General features: G+C 56.8%; 14 protein-coding genes and 1 pseudogene. 6 read left to right on the top strand and 9 right to left on the bottom strand.

Annotation, left to right across the window (positions count from 1 at the left end):
• Positions 1 to 336 precede the first annotated feature (336 nt).
• Positions 337 to 1,275: an esterase/lipase family protein gene (locus tag CAI21_RS10900; RefSeq protein ID WP_116302312.1), complete on the top strand. Its 939-nt coding sequence runs from the start codon at positions 337 to 339 to the stop codon at positions 1,273 to 1,275.
• 205 nt (positions 1,276 to 1,480) lie between these two features.
• Complete coding sequence (locus CAI21_RS10895) at positions 1,481 to 2,479, top strand: lipase secretion chaperone (protein ID WP_116302311.1); 999 nt, start codon at positions 1,481 to 1,483, stop codon at positions 2,477 to 2,479.
• Between the two features lie 55 nt (positions 2,480 to 2,534).
• Here CAI21_RS10895 and CAI21_RS10890 read toward each other — a convergent pair whose 3' ends face one another.
• Entirely contained in the window at positions 2,535 to 3,668 is a 1,134-nt protein-coding gene (locus CAI21_RS10890) for a glutathione S-transferase family protein (protein WP_116302310.1), read from the bottom strand.
• A 281-nt stretch (positions 3,669 to 3,949) separates the two neighbouring features.
• Between CAI21_RS10890 and CAI21_RS10885 the strand changes: the two genes are divergently transcribed.
• The gene (locus CAI21_RS10885; protein ID WP_220347969.1) at positions 3,950 to 4,690 is read left to right on the top strand and encodes an SDR family NAD(P)-dependent oxidoreductase; all 741 of its coding nucleotides are present in this window, start codon (positions 3,950 to 3,952) and stop codon (positions 4,688 to 4,690) included.
• Positions 4,691 to 4,730: 40 nt separating this feature from the next.
• Here the strand turns inward: CAI21_RS10885 and CAI21_RS10880 are convergent, their stop codons facing one another.
• The 6 genes from CAI21_RS10880 to CAI21_RS10855 form a co-directional block, all read right to left on the bottom strand.
• On the bottom strand, positions 4,731 to 5,099 hold the full coding sequence (locus CAI21_RS10880) for a cupin domain-containing protein (protein ID WP_258868935.1): 369 nt from the start codon (positions 5,097 to 5,099) through the stop codon (positions 4,731 to 4,733).
• Between the two features lie 57 nt (positions 5,100 to 5,156).
• Positions 5,157 to 6,164 (bottom strand): hypothetical protein, encoded by a 1,008-nt coding sequence (locus tag CAI21_RS10875; RefSeq protein WP_116302309.1) that lies wholly within the window; start codon positions 6,162 to 6,164, stop codon positions 5,157 to 5,159.
• A 30-nt stretch (positions 6,165 to 6,194) separates the two neighbouring features.
• The gene (locus tag CAI21_RS10870) at positions 6,195 to 7,292 is read right to left on the bottom strand and encodes a M20 family metallopeptidase (protein ID WP_116302308.1); all 1,098 of its coding nucleotides are present in this window, start codon (positions 7,290 to 7,292) and stop codon (positions 6,195 to 6,197) included.
• A gap of 65 nt (positions 7,293 to 7,357) precedes the next feature.
• A complete protein-coding gene (locus tag CAI21_RS10865) occupies positions 7,358 to 7,957 on the bottom strand; it encodes a flavin reductase family protein (RefSeq protein WP_116302307.1) in 600 nt (199 codons plus the stop codon).
• 72 nt (positions 7,958 to 8,029) lie between these two features.
• Complete coding sequence (locus CAI21_RS10860; RefSeq protein ID WP_181919375.1) at positions 8,030 to 8,398, bottom strand: helix-turn-helix transcriptional regulator; 369 nt, start codon at positions 8,396 to 8,398, stop codon at positions 8,030 to 8,032.
• A 640-nt stretch (positions 8,399 to 9,038) separates the two neighbouring features.
• The gene (locus CAI21_RS10855) at positions 9,039 to 9,956 is read right to left on the bottom strand and encodes an alpha/beta hydrolase family protein (protein ID WP_116302305.1); all 918 of its coding nucleotides are present in this window, start codon (positions 9,954 to 9,956) and stop codon (positions 9,039 to 9,041) included.
• A gap of 433 nt (positions 9,957 to 10,389) precedes the next feature.
• On the opposite strand from CAI21_RS10855, the gene CAI21_RS26260 reads away from it, so the two are divergent.
• On the top strand, positions 10,390 to 10,968 hold the full coding sequence (locus CAI21_RS26260; RefSeq protein WP_181919668.1) for a pyridoxamine 5'-phosphate oxidase family protein: 579 nt from the start codon (positions 10,390 to 10,392) through the stop codon (positions 10,966 to 10,968).
• Positions 10,969 to 11,050: 82 nt separating this feature from the next.
• On the opposite strand, the pseudogene CAI21_RS26255 reads toward CAI21_RS26260, so the two are convergent.
• A pseudogene (locus CAI21_RS26255) lies at positions 11,051 to 11,590 on the bottom strand (lipase secretion chaperone); the annotation flags it as partial.
• 528 nt (positions 11,591 to 12,118) lie between these two features.
• Entirely contained in the window at positions 12,119 to 13,060 is a 942-nt protein-coding gene (locus CAI21_RS10840) for an esterase/lipase family protein (protein WP_116302303.1), read from the bottom strand.
• 472 nt (positions 13,061 to 13,532) lie between these two features.
• Between CAI21_RS10840 and CAI21_RS10835 the strand changes: the two genes are divergently transcribed.
• Positions 13,533 to 16,550 (top strand): response regulator, encoded by a 3,018-nt coding sequence (locus CAI21_RS10835; protein ID WP_181919374.1) that lies wholly within the window; start codon positions 13,533 to 13,535, stop codon positions 16,548 to 16,550.
• On the top strand, positions 16,493 to 17,344 hold the full coding sequence (locus CAI21_RS10830) for an ATP-binding protein (protein WP_147305096.1): 852 nt from the start codon (positions 16,493 to 16,495) through the stop codon (positions 17,342 to 17,344). The genes CAI21_RS10835 and CAI21_RS10830 overlap by 58 nt, the downstream gene beginning before the upstream one ends.
• Positions 17,345 to 17,409 lie beyond the last annotated feature (65 nt).

Genomic DNA, 17,409 nt, shown 5'->3' with positions numbered 1-17,409 from the left:
ATTGCCTGTCAGCATCTTGTAACAACTTAAAAGAGAACAGCCTTTTAATACCCACCACATAAGAACATAAAATTAAAATAAAAAAACCCTAAAACAAACCAGGCATCCGAGCCATAGAAAAACACGATCCTACAACCGCCCTAATCAATCATATGATTAAATACAACCACCCACTAAAAAATTACCTAGAAAATTTGAAAGACTAAAAAACGTGGTCTATAAAACACCACGGGAACGGCCTAATAAGCACTCTGTTCCCATTTTTGCCCGCCTAAGCAAAAGTGTTTACCAAAAGCCAAGAGAGACATCACTAACCGCAAGGAGCGGCATAAGACGATGAAAGCAAGAAAAATTAGTTTAGGCGCGATGATGCTAGGAGTAACGGTCTTAAGCGGGCTGCAAACGGCACATGCAGAGGGCTACACCCAAACGCAATACCCTATCGTTCTGGCTCACGGCCTGGCGGGCTTTGACTCGATCGCCGGGGCGTATCAATACTTCTACGACATCCCACGCCAACTGGAAAGGAGCGGCGCCGAGGTCTTCCTCACCCAAGTCTCATCGGCGCATTCCAGCGAATACCAAGGCGAGCAATTACTGGCACAAGTGGAAGAGATCATCAGCATCACCGGCGCCGAGAAAGTTAATCTGATCGGCCATAGCCAAGGCTCCATGACAGCGCGTTATGTTGCCGGCGTACGACCGGATCTCGTCGCCTCGGTAACGTCGGTCAGCGGCGTCAACTGGGGCACGCCAGTCGCGGATGCCTTAATCGATTCCGTAGACGATAACCGCTCCGCTAGCACCGTCACCTACGCTATGGCCGACGCGATGTACGGTTTGATCGACCTCGTTTCGTTCGGCGGCAACGAGATCGATAGCCGAGAAGCGGCGCGTTCGCTCTCCACCGAAGGCGCCCTCGCATTTAACGAGAACTTTCCTGCCGGCCTGCCGTCGGCATACTGCGCGGGGGACGGCGAGCACGAAGTCGACGGCGTTCGCTACTACTCTTGGACCGGCAAAGACACGCTAACCAACGCGTTGGACCCCAGCGACTACTTCTTGACGACAACCAGTTTCGCCTTCTCGAATGAAGAGAATGACGGCTTAGCCCCGGCTTGCGGCCAGCAGCTTGGCAAAACGGTAGGTACCTACAAGCGACTCAATCACTTCGATCAAGTCAATCAGGTTGCCGGTCTGACATCTCTATTTGGCGCCAACCCAATCAGAATCTGGCGTGATCACGCTAATCGCTTAAAGCAAGACGGCCTCTAATAAAACGCGTTTTTCACATTCGGCGAGAGGTATAGACCCACGCCGTATTGTGATACGTCGTTCATGTCACGGCGGAGTTTCGTACTCCGCCGTATTCGGCATGCTCGTCCTATTTCCCATTAAGACGATCGAAAGGCCTAAAAAGGGGCTGCGAGCCCTCCCTATTCTGACTTGCCGAAAATGAGAATTGCGAAGGAGCTGGAGGATGAAGAAACTTTCACTAGCGGTGTTCTGTGGTGGCGTCGTCGCGGCCGCTTTATTCGGAGCCTTCCGGGTAAATAACGAAGGCACGCCAGTACCGCCGGCCTCGGCTGAGGCGCCCACCGACAGAGGAACGACTGCAGCGGACGGTACGGACAGAGCCTTCGAACCACCGAAGAGCCGCACGATTACGCAGCATGGAATCGACGGGACTATCAACCTGGATCACGACGGCCGCCTAGTCGTCGATCATGACCTCCGAGATCTGATCGGCTTTTTCCTCAGCCGTGCCAACAGCGAACAGGACCTCCCTGCGGTGCGAACGGCACTGCTAAACCACCTTGAATCGCTGGACCTGCCGGCCGAGACGATCGCCGAGATCATGGCCACCGCGGATCTCTACATCGATTATCGAGTCGCCGCTGAACAGTTGCAGTTTGGAGAAGACTTCTCGATCGATGGTATAGCGAATCGTATCGAGACCCTGCATCACTTACGCCGCGAAGTACTAGGACAACACATAGCTGAGGGCTTCTTCGCGGAGGAAGAGGCCTATGACCGCTTCAGCCTAGAGTTCCGGCGCCTGATGCAAGACACTTCGCTAACCCCGGAGCAGCGCCGACAACAAAGCGCGGCGTTGGAAGAACACATGTTACCGGCGGCAGCACTTAAACCCCAACGCCGCGTCGAAGCGATTCGGAAAACACAGGAGGAGGCTCAAGCACTGTTGGAACAAGGCGCTTCCGACGCCGACATTTATCAGCTACGCGCGCAACGCCTGGGCCCCGAAGCCGCCGAACGGTTAACAAAACTCGACCGCGAACGTCTCGAATGGCAACAGCGGCTGGGTGAGTACCATAGGGAGCGCGACGCTATAATGAGCAACGAGGGCCTGAGCGAGCAAGATCGACAAGATGCCGTAGAGCGCTTAACGAACGAGCAGTTTTCGGAACCCGAACGCCGCCGCCTACGCGCCTTAGCATCCCTTAACGAAAGTTCGTAGCATTTCTGAGCGCCGGACTTGCATTGGGGCTAGGCGGACGCTTTAGTTGAGGCGGCTAGAACCGCCGCCAAACTTCGATATGGTCACGCCGGCCAACGGTGTAGGACTTACCCTGCGGCAATACTCGCTTGAGCCCGAAACGTTGCAGGTAACCCATGACACGCTCCCGCTCGCCGCCGTCCAAACCGTCGAGCAGGTCGCTCCCGCGCTGCAGAAGGTATAACAGGTAGGGCTCCACCCCCACCTCGACCGAAGCGCCCCGGAATTGCGTGTTAATGGTGCCTAATTGCCGGTGATGGGGCTTCTCCGTCACCGGCTCGGCATCCGCCGGTTGCCGCGCCTCGACCCAGGCATCCATAAACGCTAACTTATCGTCCAATTCCGGGAAGATCTCTTCGGCGACGTGCAGCAGCAAGGGCTCCAGACTGGGTGGAACGCCGTCGCCGGGCCAGAACTCCGCCGCCGTCCCGGGGTATTCAATGGTGTCCAGGCCGGGGGCTGTCATTCTTTCCACCCAGCGATATACACGCGGCGACCGTAGCTTCATGATCTGCGCCGGGACGGGATCACGCCCTAAATGGGCGAACAAGGGGCCAATTAAACCATAATCGGCCGTCGACGGACGACCGCCCAGCAAATACGGCTGCTCAGTAAAATGGGTTTCAAGAATTTCCAGCAATCGCTCGTAAGACCGTTCGATTAACGGAGCCGTCTCCGGCGTGACACCCAATCGCGGCAAATACGATTGCATGCGCGTCATGAGCTTCGCAGCCGTCGCCGCATCGGTACCGCTGGCAAACGCGTGCCGCAAAAAAGCTTCCTGTTGCTCTAAGTAAGACCAACGATAATGCATGGCATGCTTGAGCATGGCCTGGCTACCGTAGTACTCGATGATAATCGCGACGATTCGCTGTAAGGGTGTGCCAGGGTATACCGGATAAGGCACGCCGAGCCGCTCGAAGTAGTCGATGATATCGATGGTATCCTGGATAAGCTCGCCGTCCGGCGTTTCTAAGACGGGAATAATGCTACGCCCTAGTTGAGGCACGATACGCTCGGCGAACCTTGGCTCGGAAGGCGGCCGCTCCAGATACGATATTCCCTGGTTGCGCAAGTAACAGCGGGCTTTTCCGGTATAAAGCGAATGCGGCAGCCCGTAAAGAATATAATCTGCGCGAGCGCTGCCCATCGTTCATTCTCCCCTGATGTTTCTTGTTAGTTCTGGTAAGGCACCAGTATACCGTGCTCAGGCGTTAAGCTCGCAAGCCGTCGCCGCCCTGGCCGCGCACCGTTAGCCCTCTCCCTTGCTTCAACCTATGCCCATGCGCTAAAAGAGTAACAACGCGGGCAGACTCGAAACCCAATTTCGCATAACAAAACAAGAATAAACTCATGCTTTTATCGCGTTACAGCCTTGGAGAAAAATCCACAGCGCAAATGCCTTACTCAAACTTATAAAAGGAGAATTCTATGAACATCCGCGGTGGCGTCAGTATCGTAACCGGCTCATCCTCCGGGGTCGGGGCGGCTTTAGCCCTCAAGCTTGCCGATTTAGGCTCGAATGTCGTGATCAATTACTCCCGCAGCGAAGCCGCCGCCCTTGAAGTTGCCAAGCAATGCGAGGCCAAAGGCGTCGAGACTTTAGTGGTCAAAGCCAATGTTGCGGAAGACACGGCATGCCGGGAAATGGCCGATGCGGCCATGGAAAAGTGGGGGCGAATCGATGCCCTAGTTAATAATGCCGGCACCACCAAATTTGTCGATCATCGCGATCTCGATGGATTGGACGCACAAGACTTTCAGGACATCTACGCGGTAAATGTAATCGGTGCTTATCAGATGACGCGCGCCGTCGTCCCGCACATGAGAACCACGGGCCGCGGCTCTATTGTCAATGTCGCCTCGATTGCCGCCGTTACCGGCGTGGGTAGTTGCGTCGCCTACACCGCCTCGAAAGGTGCACTGGTTACCATGACGCTATCGCATGCCCGAGCGCTGGGCCCTGAAGTACGCGTGAACGCGGTCTGCCCCGGCTTTATTGCCGGAGAGTGGCTCAAGCAAGGTTTAGGCGAGGAAACCTACAATGCCCAGTTGGAATTCCTGACCGCGGCCGCCCCCTGCGCACGGTCGCCACGCCGGAAACGGTGGCCGATGGGATTCTTTACTTTATTACCGGTGCCGATATCGTCACCGGCGAAACGTTACTCTTAGATGGCGGCATACATTTGAACACAGCGCCGTTGGGTAGACGTTAAGCGCCCAGGCAGGGCACGCAAATGCGTGCCCTCAGGCCCTGCATCAACACGTGCTTACTCAGGGTGTAGGTGCACGGCCAACCATACCGCCCCTGGGAAACACGCACTAGCGTATGCGGCACGTCGGCAGGTAAAAACACATAATCGCCTGCCATCAGCGATACGCTCTCCCCCGCCACGTCAAGCAGCGCCTCGCCTTGCAGCAGCACAACCCATTCATCCTGCTTCTGAATTGACGTCTCGGAGATTATAAACTCAGAACTTACGATACGTTCGACAACAAGATTTTTATGGCTCAACAAGGTATCGAAGCGCTCTCCTTCGTTAGGGATAGCGGCATTGGCGAATAGGTTATCGGCTCGCATTGTGATGCATATTCCGTATCGGTCGGACAATGTGGGCACTCGGGCAATGCCACGCTCTTATGAGTTCACGCGCTCCTCAATCAACCGATCCAAGCGCTGTAGGCCTTGCGGTTGAAAGAGATTCAGCGGTTCTAGTCCGGTTAACTTTTTAATAAGCTCTTCCCCGGCTAAGGTGTTGGTTGCCGGGCCGGTCACGACATCCGGTTTTAGCTTAAACGCCTGCGTAACGCCGAGTACGGCATACGGATCGGATGCCGCCAGCACGGTAAAACAGAGCGTCGGCACCAAACCGGCGACCGCTAAGGCGCCCTGATAAGGCTCCAAAGGCGAAGCGCCGGCTTCCGCGACCAAAACATCCGCCCGCGTTGCGGCAATCCGGGCACTTAATTGCTCGAATGCCGCTCGATACTCCGCGTCGCTACAAACCGTCGACGGCAAGCCCACGTCAACGAAATCGAACACCGCCTCGGCACCGGCGTCGGCCATGGAAAGTATATCTCGATAACGTCCGGCTCCGGTAAACTTTGCCGCCACCGGAACTCGCCCAAGCTCTCTCAAACGCCGCACGATCAGGCGTGCGCTCAAGGTTTTGCCAGCTGACATCGAAGTACCGATGATCAACACAACCGGCATCGCCAACGGCTTTGGCTCGTGCTGCTGCACGAAGTCGCCCATTGAAACCGGAGCGCCCCCCGCTACCACGTGACCTAAATAATCGCCGCGGGTGATAGGCCCTGCAAACGGCGAACAGGAGGTCACCCGCCCCAGTAAGCCGCCAGCAGTCAGCAAGTCCATCTCCCGATCAACCCCAACCGCACGCCAATCGCCGACCGATTCCAACGTTGCGTGACGTACACCTAACGCTCCGACCACGGTGTCTCCCGGCATGAGCTCGCTCATGCGGCCGTTGGCGAGTTCTATATCCGGTCGCCCGCTAGGGCGGGTAATACGCACGACCACGTAATGCCCGGTTTGCCAGTGTTCGAAATCTAAGGTCTGTGGCGCCCAGGCCGACTCCGCCAGATCGCTAATTCGAGTCACCGAGGAATAAAATGTCGAGCCCATTTTTCCCTCCGCCTCCTAAGCTTTCCGCTCTCACGTTTGCAACAGCAATAAAAGCGCAAGAAGCGCCGTGCGCTCGGCCATTCGACTAGCAAAAACGAACTCGTGAGCGGCATGGGCGCCGTCCCCGACGGCGCCCATGCCGTCCAATGTTGCGGTATAGAGACTTGTGGTATTACCGTCGGAACCGCCGCCCGCCTCGCCTTCCTTCAGTTCAAAGCCTAAGTCCCGCGCGACATGTTGCGCGGCGGTCGTTAACTGCCGGTTACGGGGTGTCGGCTCCAGAGGCAGGCGTCCGATTCGCCCGCTGATATCGATTTGACAGGCAGGATCCCGCGGCCGAAGGCTATAAATGGCAGCTTCCACCCGTTCGGCATCGGCTTGTGTACGCACCCTAACATCGACAACCGCTCGACTCAGAGGCGCAATCACATTGGAACGAATGCCACCATCGACCTGACCGACGTTCACCGTCGTCCCACTGCTCGCGTCGTTTAAGGCAAATAACTGCTGAATAACATAGGATAATTCAAGGATTGCACTCACGCCCTGCTCGGGATCCAGCCCGGCATGTGCAGCACGCCCCCGCACAGCGATTTCGAAGCGACCAACGCCTTTTCGACGCGTCTTCAATCGCCCCTCTCGCCCTAAAGACGGCTCAAGCACAAACGCGCGCTCGGCACCCCGCGCCAAGCGGGTGATCTGGCGCGTTGAATCATGACTGCCGATTTCTTCATCAGAATTGATGAAAACCACCGGTGTTAGCGCCGGCCTTAAACCTTTCTCACCCAGAACTTTAAGCGCAAACAGCATCTGCACGAGGCCTGCTTTCATATCGTACACACCCGGCCCCCGCAGAATGCCGTCTTCTTCTCGGAAGGGGTTATCGGCAAGCGTCCCGACCGGCCATACCGTATCCATATGCCCAAGCAGTAACTGCCACCGCCGCGGCTTGCGAGCTTTTGTAGGCATTGCCAACAACTGACAGCCACTGGTCCGTCCGGACAAGTACCGGCACCGCATGCCCACCGTTTCGAAAGCTTGTCGCAAGCGTTCGCACACCGGCATTTGCCGTTCAGGCTCAAGGGATGGCGATTCCAGTCGAACCAGGTCGCCGAGCAATGCGGTCATCGCCGGTCGCTGCCGTACTAACCAATCATGTAGCTCAACCGCCTGCCTGGCATTAGCCGCACACACTACGATTTAAACCCTTCAGCGAAGGGAAACGCATGCGTTTCCCTGATGACGGCAAAACGGCCGGGATAGACATACGCCAACAAGGGGCTATCGGCGAGCATTTGGTGGTCGTCGCGATCGGCCTGGCGTAGATAGCTTCCCCTTACCGAAGCCGCGATAACTTCGCCGACGATAAGACACTCCTCGCCAAAGCCGTCCACCACGCGAGCTAACCGACATTCAAGGAAGGCATAACCTTCCGTTAGCAACGGCGCATCGACCCGTTGCGCAGGAAAGGTGCCTAACGCGAAGGTAATGGGTTTCGTACCGTCAGCCTCTCTCGGGGAAGCCGCCAGCGTCGTCTCCAGCAAACCTTCCGGCTTTGGAAAGCTAACCGTAAACGCCCGCTCCCGCTGCACATTCTGATAAGTACCGTGGCGGGGGGAGCAAACGAAAGCGAAATAATTCTGCCAGCCGAAGCGGGTAACCATGTGTTTCGGAGCGAGATCGTCCGCGCCGCCGGCCTCGCGCGTTCCTATCAGCACTAGCGGCGTTACCGTAAAGCAGCGCTCCCAGAGCGACGCATCGACTGCCAGCTCAACCAGATCCTGCTCCGGCATGCTTCCTCCAGGCCCGTACTCTCGATAGGAGAACACTGGGTCTGGCGGAACTCTTATCCAAGCACGTCCACCTTACATCGCCCGTTTACCTGCTAGCACAGGTGCCACCACGTTAAGCGCCGAACGGTCGACGATCGTATTAAGACACGGAGGTTTTAAGAAAACGGCGGAAGGCGTCATCCCGTTAATCGCTCGGTACGCACGAGAAAGGTGGGCGGAACTCGAAAAGCCGGCAGATAACGCCGCTTCGGTCATGGAATGGCCCAGCGCCATGAGGATGGAGCTGATAAAGACGCGATAACGAGTCCGATACTGCGTTATCGGTAAACCCACCTGCTCCTTGAATAACTTCTCCAACCGAGACGTAGAAAGCCGAACTGCATCGGCAAACTGACTTAACGGGATATTCTCCAACGACGACTCGCGTATACGCCGCGCCACTTCGACTATACGGGGTCGAACGTACGAAATACAGTATCGGCAATGCCGGCGGGAAAAGTATCTCCCGCAGCCTCTCCCGTGCCATCGCCGGCGAGACATACTGGCGGTTACGGATAGCGATCGCGGCCCGAATGGCAGCGCGCTCGTTCGGGTGGCTATGATAGACACCGTTTAACACCGGCTTCATCAAGCTGCTCAGCGCCGCATAATCCTGCGAGAAGGGAGCTAGGTGATAAATTGCGACGACTGCTTGAGACGCATCGAAGAGCGCTCGGTCGGCCACTAGCCCGGTCGGCAAGACGCAACTACGGACGTTTATCGGGCGGCCTTGCTCGGTACGAACTTTCAGGTAGCCTTTGAGGCTAAGAACCAGCTTTTCCTGAGCATATCGATGCGCCTCTTGTCGCGCGTAGCATGTCCCCAGAAAGAGCACTTCGCGAGACCAAAAGTACATTTTGGGCGTTCGTGCGCAAGTGGGCTGCACCTTGCTATCAGGGAACATAGCCTAGCGAAAGTCCTCTGCCGTCATCGACCGGATCATCCACCTAATAGCTAAGCACAAAGCCGGACCTGCGCAAGGCAAACCCGGCTTTGTAAGGAGAACACGTTCTCTCGACTACTTTGGTATCAAAGCCTTAACTCAGAACGGACAAGTACTCCGATGTTCTGAGATCTGACGGTCGCGCTCATGGTTCGGACCGCAGAGGAATGGCGCGTAGCGTTGGTCTTGATCGAGATGTAGCTTCATCCAAGCCACACCGTACTTGCCGAGTAAGGCGTCGTAACGGTTGCTGCCGTTGGCGCAATAGTGATTACCGCCGCTGATCTCGAAATAGGCCTTATCCGTAGAGCTTGGAATGGCGTTGTAGAACGGCGACGCGTGGGAACGAACCGGGGCGATGCTGTCGCGTTCGCACGCGAAAATCAGCGTCGGCGTCTCGATGCTGCGGAAGCCCAAACTGGACGTGTTCCAGGGTGCAAGGCCAATGGCCGCTTGGATACCGTCATCGGCAGCTAAACGCAGCGTACCGCCGCCGCCCATAGACCAACCGACCGCACCAAGGCGATTCGGATCGACCATCCCGTTGATCGGGCTGCGCGATGAGTTGCTTTGATCGACCAGGTACTCTAGCGCCGCTTCGATTTGGTCGCGACGGGAAGGCGGCTGATCGCTGATACGGTTGGTATCGATCGTCATCACCACGAAACCGTGAGAAGCCAAGCGCGGCCCCCAGAAAGAGATCGAGGACTGATAGGACATATAGCCCGGAATCACGACAATGGCCGCCATCGTGCCTTCGGCGTTAACCGGGTAATAGATAGTCCCTCCGCCAAAACCGCGCACTAAGGAGCTAACATTAGAGGTAGCGATCGTGTACGGACCGCTATCGGCTTCAAGAAAAGACTCTGTCGGATCCGGGCCACGGGCATAGCCGCAATCCCCTTCGCATGTATCCGGCACATCGCCCGGATTCATCGACCATACAGAGGTGCTCAGCAACATTGCCGCGGAAAAAGCAAACAACGACGCCAGCTTACGCTTTATGATTGAACTCATTGGGAGTCTCCTCCAATCCTTTGTTTTTTTATTAGTTGGATGCCCAGCATCCGCAAATACCATAACCGATGCAAAACATGACACGCTTTCACGTTTTGGCACTTTAGCTACACGGTCAGACGCTTTGCCTCGTCAACAGGCGCGGCATAAGCATTCGTAGCGACACGCCCTTACCTGCAAACAGCGAATAAAAGCAAAAACAATCAAAACGTTACAATCCATCACCGCAATTTACTGCCGATAACAGCAAGCCGGTTCGCTAGTTGGTCATGACTACAAAGAGGTTAGTTTGAGTCTAATCGGGCGAGTGGCCGATCACCTGTCGCAGTCGGCGGGTCTTGTTTCGCAGACGCTGCCACAATATCGTTCTGCCTAAGGCGTCCGCGCAGTTCCGCAACCACGGCGGACGCGATAAACACATGGAGTGGATAGGATGGTTAAGAAGCGAAACGGGTCTCGCCGGGTAGAGGATATTCTGCATAGAGGCGAAATCGAGGCGCAGAAGCGCTTTGGAGCGGAACATGCTTGGAACGAGCATAACCTCCCGAACATGATTCACGAGACCATTCCAACCTCCATGAGCACCTTCATCGAGGATTTGCCGTTCTTCTTCATCGCCACGGCCAACGATGCCGGAGATTGCGATTGCAGTTTTCGAGGCCGTGAGTACAACGCCTCCGGACAGCCCTTACCTTTGCTAAAAGTATTGGACGAGAAACGGCTCGTTTTCCCGGACTTTAAGGGAAATAATCTTTTCAACTCCTTAGGCAATATGCTGACGAATCCGCATATCGGCATATTGTTCATCGACTTCGAGAACCGGCTACGGGCGCGTGTTAACGGAGCCGTGGAAATCATCGAGCGATGGGATGAGATGCAAGCTGTCTGGCCGACCGCACGGCGCTATGTGCTGGTGACGGTAGAGCAGGTTTACGGCAATTGCCGCGCCAGAATCCCGAAGATGACTTTGGTTCCTCCCTCTGACAGCTTGTTGCAGGAAGGCGACTTTTAGTCGCCTTCGGCCGCCGGCCTCTCCCGCTCTTCCGCATTAATCCGCTCCAGCGCACGCAGCCGTCTCGCTTCGGGTTCGGAAAATGCTCCTGCATCAGGCGTTGTAAGGCCTGTTCCTTATCGTCGTCGCTCAGGCCTGGATTGTTGAGTACTGCATCGCGCTCGGTGCGATACGCAGCCACACGGCGCTGCCATTGGGAGCGCTCGGCGTCGCGCTGGGCCAGCCGCTCGGCAGCCTCCGAACCAAAGCGCTCGGCCCGTAACCGATAGATCTCGGTATCGCTGGCACCCTGTTCGCGCAGCACCGCTACCTCCTCACGGGTGTTATGAATGGTGGCCGCTCGCTGCTGTTGCGCCACGATTGTTTCCGGCAACCACGCCTCAATCGCCGCCAACTGCTGCTCACGCTGCGCCGGCGTCAGACTCGCGTCCGCCAGAATCCGCCGTAGCTCAATGCTATAGCGGTCATAGGCCTCCTCCTCGGCGAAAAAAGCTTCTGCCAGTTCAAGGCCCAGGGTTTCCCGCCGTAGGTGATGTAGCCTCTCCAGACGACGCGCCAGGTCATCCGTCTCATACCCATCGGCCGCCTCCGCCGCCAGCAAATATTCGACATAGCGATCCATGACCGCGAGCACTTCATCGATGACGGGGTTGGCAAGGCCGAGCGACTGCAAATACCCGAGTAAGGCGGTACGCACGAGCGGCAAATCCTCTTCGCTTTGGATACCGGCAAGAAAGAAATCGATCAGATCGCGTAAATCGAGGTCCAGAATCAAGGCGCCGTTAGCATCCACATTAACGCTACCGGCAACGTCAACACCTCGCAGTTCCGGTGCTTGCATGAATGCGTTAAAGGCCTCCTCGGCACTGAGCGCTGGCGCTTCTTCCGCGATACCCGATGCCGCCAACACCGGCGCCTCGCCCGGCCGGTCGACGCTTACCGCAGACATAGGCTCATCGCTGCCGCGAAACAGCCCCACGCTGACCGCAACGCCTGCGATCAGGCCGACACCGACCAACGCTAACGGAGTCTTCCTCATAAACCTCCCCCTGCAAAACTTGCTGCTCGGTATTCGCCTCAGCACAAGGAAAGCGGCGCAATAGCGCCGCTTTCCACTCTCGGGCAGCTAAAGCCAACCGAGTAGGCTGTCTTAAAGCCCGTCGTTCTTTAGCCGATTAGCGTGGTTGCGCCATACAGTGTTGGGATTAGTACCGAGCAAGGGGGTAAAACCGGCGATCTGATTGACTTGATCGAGATGATTCATCCGCCGGAAGAAACCCACCGATTGCCCAAGCTGCTGACTACAAACGGAAACCAAACCGTCGTTCTGCTCTCCCCGAAATGCAGCACCCATGGCCAACAGCAGGTAGTCGCTAGGGTCGAAACCGTTAGTCAAATGACCGCGACTGCCCCAAGAGTAGTAACGAACGCCATCGACCACATGCTCGCCGTTATCCGCGCAATACTCGGAAGAAACGCCTGCGGGGAAATTTCGATTAAAGGCGAGACTTCCCTCGGTGGACAACGACGCCAGCGCGGCTCGTGTGTCGATCGAGTTGAAGCCGAAGGAGAGCAGATCGATCAGACCGAACAGCGCATCGCCCATGGCGTTGATTACCGCGCCGGTAAACCCTCCGTTAGTACCGCCGCCCACCGCATCCGCGACACGGGAACCCCAGTTGACGCCACCGACCGACGTCACCGAGGCGACGAGATCCGGTCGTACGCCGGCAACATAACGCGCTGTCATGGAGCCATGGCTATGGCCGATAAGATTAACTTTCTCGGCGCCGGTGATGCTGAGAATATCTTCGACCTGCTCCAGCAACTGCTCGCCGCGCCATTCGCTCGAATTGGCGGCCGAAACCTGGACGAGGAAAACTTCGGCTCCCTCTCTTTCGAGCCGCCGCGGAATACCGTAGAAGTACTGATACACCCCGGCGAGCGAATCGAAACCCGCCAGACCATGAACCAATACGAGAGGATGCTTGGTTTCGGCAGCGCTTGCATGCGCCGGCTGCCAACCCAGCACGACCAATAAGGCTAGAACTAGCCCGAGCGACCACAGTCGCTTGTCCGTCTTTATCTTCATAATTTTCTCCTCCTCATCGCATACGCAAGAATGCGTTGCGCGGTTATCGTTTTTTTAGCTTTTAAAGATCAACAAAGTCAGATGGCTATCTGACTGTAGTCTATAGAAAAGAGAAGACCTCCTAAGATTAGATATTGAACCATTAGCTTCTCCGCTTGCGGAGTATTAAAGCGCGGCCACAAGACATCGCTTTCCTCCACTTTTAGACGATAGTCCACCCAGCCGGAAATCGCTTGAATCATCCGGCTATCTAGCGAATACAATCGACGAACCAAACCCCGCTTTTATGGACTAACGGTGTCAGGGTGCCGGAATAATGCTGCCATCGTCTTCTTGTGGAGGCGAAGGAATGCGCTATGCGCAAACCGGTACCGCCATAAGCCGCCGAACCTTCCTTGCTGTCGCGACAACCCAGGAGAACGAATCCGTGCCATCTAAAGCTGTTCCAACACCGGGAGGCAGTACAAAAGCATTGATTCAATCGATCGATTGGTCAAAGACAGCGTTAGGCCCTACGGAGAATTGGCCGATCAGCCTCCGAACCACCGTCGGTATCGTCTTGGAAAACCGCTTTCCTATGTGCCTGTGGTGGGGACAAGAGCTAATATCGCTCTACAACGACGCCTATTGTCCTATCCTCGGCGACAAGCACCCCCACGCCATGGGCGAGCCCGGCGCCAAAGTATGGGAGGAGATCTGGCCTATCGTCGGGCCATTAGCCGAGAGTATTCTCGACGGTGGCCCGGCCGTCTGGAACGAGCACTTGCTCCTGCCCATGCAACGCAAGGGCTTCCTTGAAGAAACTTACTTTACCTTTTCCTATAGCCCGGTACCTGGCGACAAGGGTCTTGGCGGCGTGCTCATCACCTGCCAGGAGACTACCGAGGAGGTACAACGGCGCCGGGAAATGAAGCTACTGCGCGATATCGCCACCCATTCTTCGGTAACGAGAACGCCGCAGGCAGCAGGCGAGCTTGCCTGTCGTACCCTTAGCTCGAACCCTGCCGACATTCCCTTCGCCTTGCTGTATCTCGTAGAAGAGGACGGTGCAGCGGCACGCTTGGTCGCCACGGCGGGACTGGACAACTATGACGGCCCGATGAAACCGTCGCGTATCGATCTACTCGCTCCTCGGCAGGCTGCCCCTTGGCCGTTAAGCAAAGTCATGGCGCGCGGCCAACCGGTCAAGGTAGACGGGCTGCGCGAGCACGCGCTGCCCAGCGGCGACTGGAGTATTGCGCCCGATGCGGCACTCTGCCTGCCGCTGGCTCACGCCGGGCAACCGCCCCATGGCTATCTGATCGCCGGCATGAGCGCCCGCCGAGAATTGGAAAGCCGTTACGAAGCGTTTTTTGGCTTAGTCGCCGACCAACTCACAACAACCCTCGGCACCGCCCAATATTTAGAAAAAGAGCGACAGCGTGCCGAAGAATTGGAAGAATTGGACCGCGCCAAAACGACGTTCTTCCACAATATCTCTCATGAGTTTCGTACACCGCTTACCCTCCTCATGAGCCCGATCGAGGAGCTGCGGAAAAACCCCGATCGAGGCGCCGACCCCTACCGTCTAGAACTCGTTGATATCGCTTACCGAAACGGGCAACGCTTACTCCGGCTGGTCAACGACCTGCTCGACTTCAGTAGAATTGAAGCGGGACGCACCCAGGCATGCTTTCAACCGGTTGATCTGGCCGAGTTTACAGCCGGCCTCGCCAGCCAACTGCAATCGGCCTGTACCGGTGTCGGCATCCAACTGAAGGTGGACTGTGCCCCGTTGCCGGAGCCAGTTTGGGTCGATAAGGAGATGTGGGAGAAAATTGTCATTAACTTGCTCTCCAACGCCTTTAAGTATACGCAAGAGGGTGAAATTCGCGTACGGCTAGAGACGACAACGCATGCGGTAGCGCTACGGGTAGCGGATACGGGAATAGGTATAGCGGCCAACGAGATCCCGCACATTTTCGATCGCTTTCATCGTACCAAAGATCAGCGCGGCCGCACTTTCGAAGGCACGGGTATCGGCTTGTCCCTGGTGCAGGAGCTGGTCCGGCTGCACGGCGGCGAGGTCGGCGTCACGAGCGAAGAGCGCAAGGGGAGCACATTCACCGTCACGGTTCCCCGCGGCAGAGCCCACCTCCCTGCGGAGCAATGTATGGAGGCAGAACAACACTCCTCCCTCCTGCACACAACCGATGTTCTCCTAACCAACCCCGAGCGCCTATGTCAAGACGGCGCCGACGACACGGCGGAACCGCTATCGCCGCTAACGGAACCGGCCGCCGACGGCGGCATACCCGCCTTAGAGCACGCCCGCATTCTGGTTGCCGAAGACAACGCCGATATGCGCAAGTACATGTGTCGCCTGCTGGAGCGCCGCTACCATGTGGAGACAGTCGCGGATGGGGAAGCCGCGCTGGCGGCTATTCGTCGCAAACGACCCGATTTGGTACTGACAGACGTCATGATGCCTCGGCTCGACGGCTACCGACTGCTGCGAACGATCAGAGAAGATGCCTCTTTACACGATTTGCCGGTCATTGTGCTATCGGCACAGGCAGGAGAAGAGGCCAGCGCGGAAGGGCTTTCTGCCGGCGCGGACGACTACATCGTAAAGCCTTTCTCTGCCAAAGAGCTAACGGCCAGGGTTAATAACGCGCTAGCAATGGCTCAATTGCGGGAGAAAACCACGCAAACCTTACGGGATAGCGAAGCACGCTTCCGCAACATGGCAGACCATGCCCCGGTCATGATCTGGCTTACCGACGAAAGTGGCGACTGCACCTTCCTCAGCCGCTCCTGGTACCGGTTTACCGGACAAGACCCAGCCGACAGCCTAGGCTTTAATTGGCTTACTTACGTTCATCCCGACGATAAGATACGAAGCCGAGAACGCTTTATCGAAGCCAACGCCAAGCAAGAGTCGTTTCGGTTCGATTATCGCCTGCGACGACACGACGGCGAGTACCGCTGCGTGATTGACGCCGCCACGCCCCGGTTCGCAGCGGACGGTACGTTCGAGGGCTATGTCGGCTCGGTCATGGATATCACCGATCGCCGGGAGGCTGAAGAAAAACTACGCGAACTCAACGAGACTCTGGAAGAGCGGGTGAAAGAGGAAGTTGAAGAACGCCGCCACGCCGAAGAGCAGTTGGTTCAGGTCCAAAAAATAGAGTCCTTGGGCCAGCTCACCGGCGGTGTCGCACACGACTTTAACAATATTCTAGCGGCGACGATCACCAGTCTGGAACTTGTCCTGCGCCGAAACAAGGACGAACGGCTAACGGTTCTCCTAGAGAATGCGCTAAAAGCTGCCCGCCGCGGAGCCAAGCTCGTGGATCAGCTGCTTACCTTTGCGCGTAAACAAAGGCTAGCCCCCAGCCCTCGGATCTCAACAAGCTCATCCTGTCGTTCGCCGAACTGCTGCAGCGCGCCTTGGGGCCGACCATCGAACTCAAACTCGAACTCGACGAGTCGCTCTGGCCGGTCATGACCGATATCGGCCAGTTCGAAAACGCCGTTCTCAATCTAGCTATGAACGCACGCGATGCGCTTACCGAGGGGGGCAAGCTCACTATCGCTACCGGCAATGCCATTAGCGATACCCCTCCTCTGCCCGCCGATCTGGAGCCCGGCGACTATGTTCGCCTACGGATTTCCGACACAGGCACCGGAATGAGCCCGGAAGTAGTGGCAAAAGCTTTCGATCCCTTTTATACGACAAAGGAAGTCGGCAAAGGTACCGGGCTTGGCTTAAGCCAAGTACATGGTTTCGCCAAGCAGCTCGGGGGCACCGCTAGCATTGCCAGTCGCCCCGGAGAGGGCACCACTGTTTGGCTATTCCTTCCCCGCTCCGAGCAACCGGCAGTACAACCTGCCGAGGAAACGTTTTTCTCCGCACCGGTCAAACCCCGCAGGGAGGGGGATAAACCCCGAGTCCTGGTCGTTGACGACGATGCCGAGGTTCGCGCCTCCATGGTCGCTATGTTGTATGAGCTGGGTCTAAGCCCGGAAGCGGTCGGATCGCCGAATGACGCTCTGGCTAAACTTGCACGGAAAGAACCGCCGAGCCTTGCGCTGATTGACTTCGCTATGCCGGAAATGAACGGCCAAGAACTCATTCGGCGGGCGCACGATCTGCACCCCAAGCTCCCCTGCCTGCTCGTTACCGGCTACGCCGACGATACCGGCAGCCGACACGATTGGACGAGCGCCCCGACACTCCGCAAACCGTTTACGGTAGATCGCCTCGCCGCTGCGGTTGAGGAACTACTGAAACATGGGTGATCGGCCACCATAGACCCCGCTTCGCCTCACTACTCTAACGAATTTTTGAGATACAAGGCTGCTGA

Source organism: Alkalilimnicola ehrlichii, from assembly GCF_003399765.1.
GTDB lineage: Bacteria > Pseudomonadota > Gammaproteobacteria > Nitrococcales > AK92 > AK92.
This window is presented reverse-complemented; position numbering and strand designations above follow the sequence as displayed.

Excerpts from the sequence above, each read along its gene's own strand:
- CAI21_RS10840 (WP_116302303.1), bottom strand. The coding sequence starts at position 13,060 with ATGAAGATAAAGACGGACAAGCGACTGTGGTCGCTCGGGCTAGTTCTA.
- CAI21_RS10875 (WP_116302309.1), bottom strand. The coding sequence starts at position 6,164 with ATGGGCTCGACATTTTATTCCTCGGTGACTCGAATTAGCGATCTGGCG.
- CAI21_RS10900 (WP_116302312.1), top strand. The coding sequence starts at position 337 with ATGAAAGCAAGAAAAATTAGTTTAGGCGCGATGATGCTAGGAGTAACG.
- CAI21_RS10885 (WP_220347969.1), top strand. The coding sequence starts at position 3,950 with ATGAACATCCGCGGTGGCGTCAGTATCGTAACCGGCTCATCCTCCGGG.
- CAI21_RS10865 (WP_116302307.1), bottom strand. The coding sequence starts at position 7,957 with ATGCCGGAGCAGGATCTGGTTGAGCTGGCAGTCGATGCGTCGCTCTGG.
- CAI21_RS26260 (WP_181919668.1), top strand. The coding sequence starts at position 10,390 with ATGGTTAAGAAGCGAAACGGGTCTCGCCGGGTAGAGGATATTCTGCAT.
- CAI21_RS10895 (WP_116302311.1), top strand. The coding sequence starts at position 1,481 with ATGAAGAAACTTTCACTAGCGGTGTTCTGTGGTGGCGTCGTCGCGGCC.
- CAI21_RS10880 (WP_258868935.1), bottom strand. The coding sequence starts at position 5,099 with ATGCGAGCCGATAACCTATTCGCCAATGCCGCTATCCCTAACGAAGGA.
- CAI21_RS10855 (WP_116302305.1), bottom strand. The coding sequence starts at position 9,956 with ATGAGTTCAATCATAAAGCGTAAGCTGGCGTCGTTGTTTGCTTTTTCC.
- CAI21_RS10870 (WP_116302308.1), bottom strand. The coding sequence starts at position 7,292 with ATGACCGCATTGCTCGGCGACCTGGTTCGACTGGAATCGCCATCCCTT.
- CAI21_RS10890 (WP_116302310.1), bottom strand. The coding sequence starts at position 3,668 with ATGGGCAGCGCTCGCGCAGATTATATTCTTTACGGGCTGCCGCATTCG.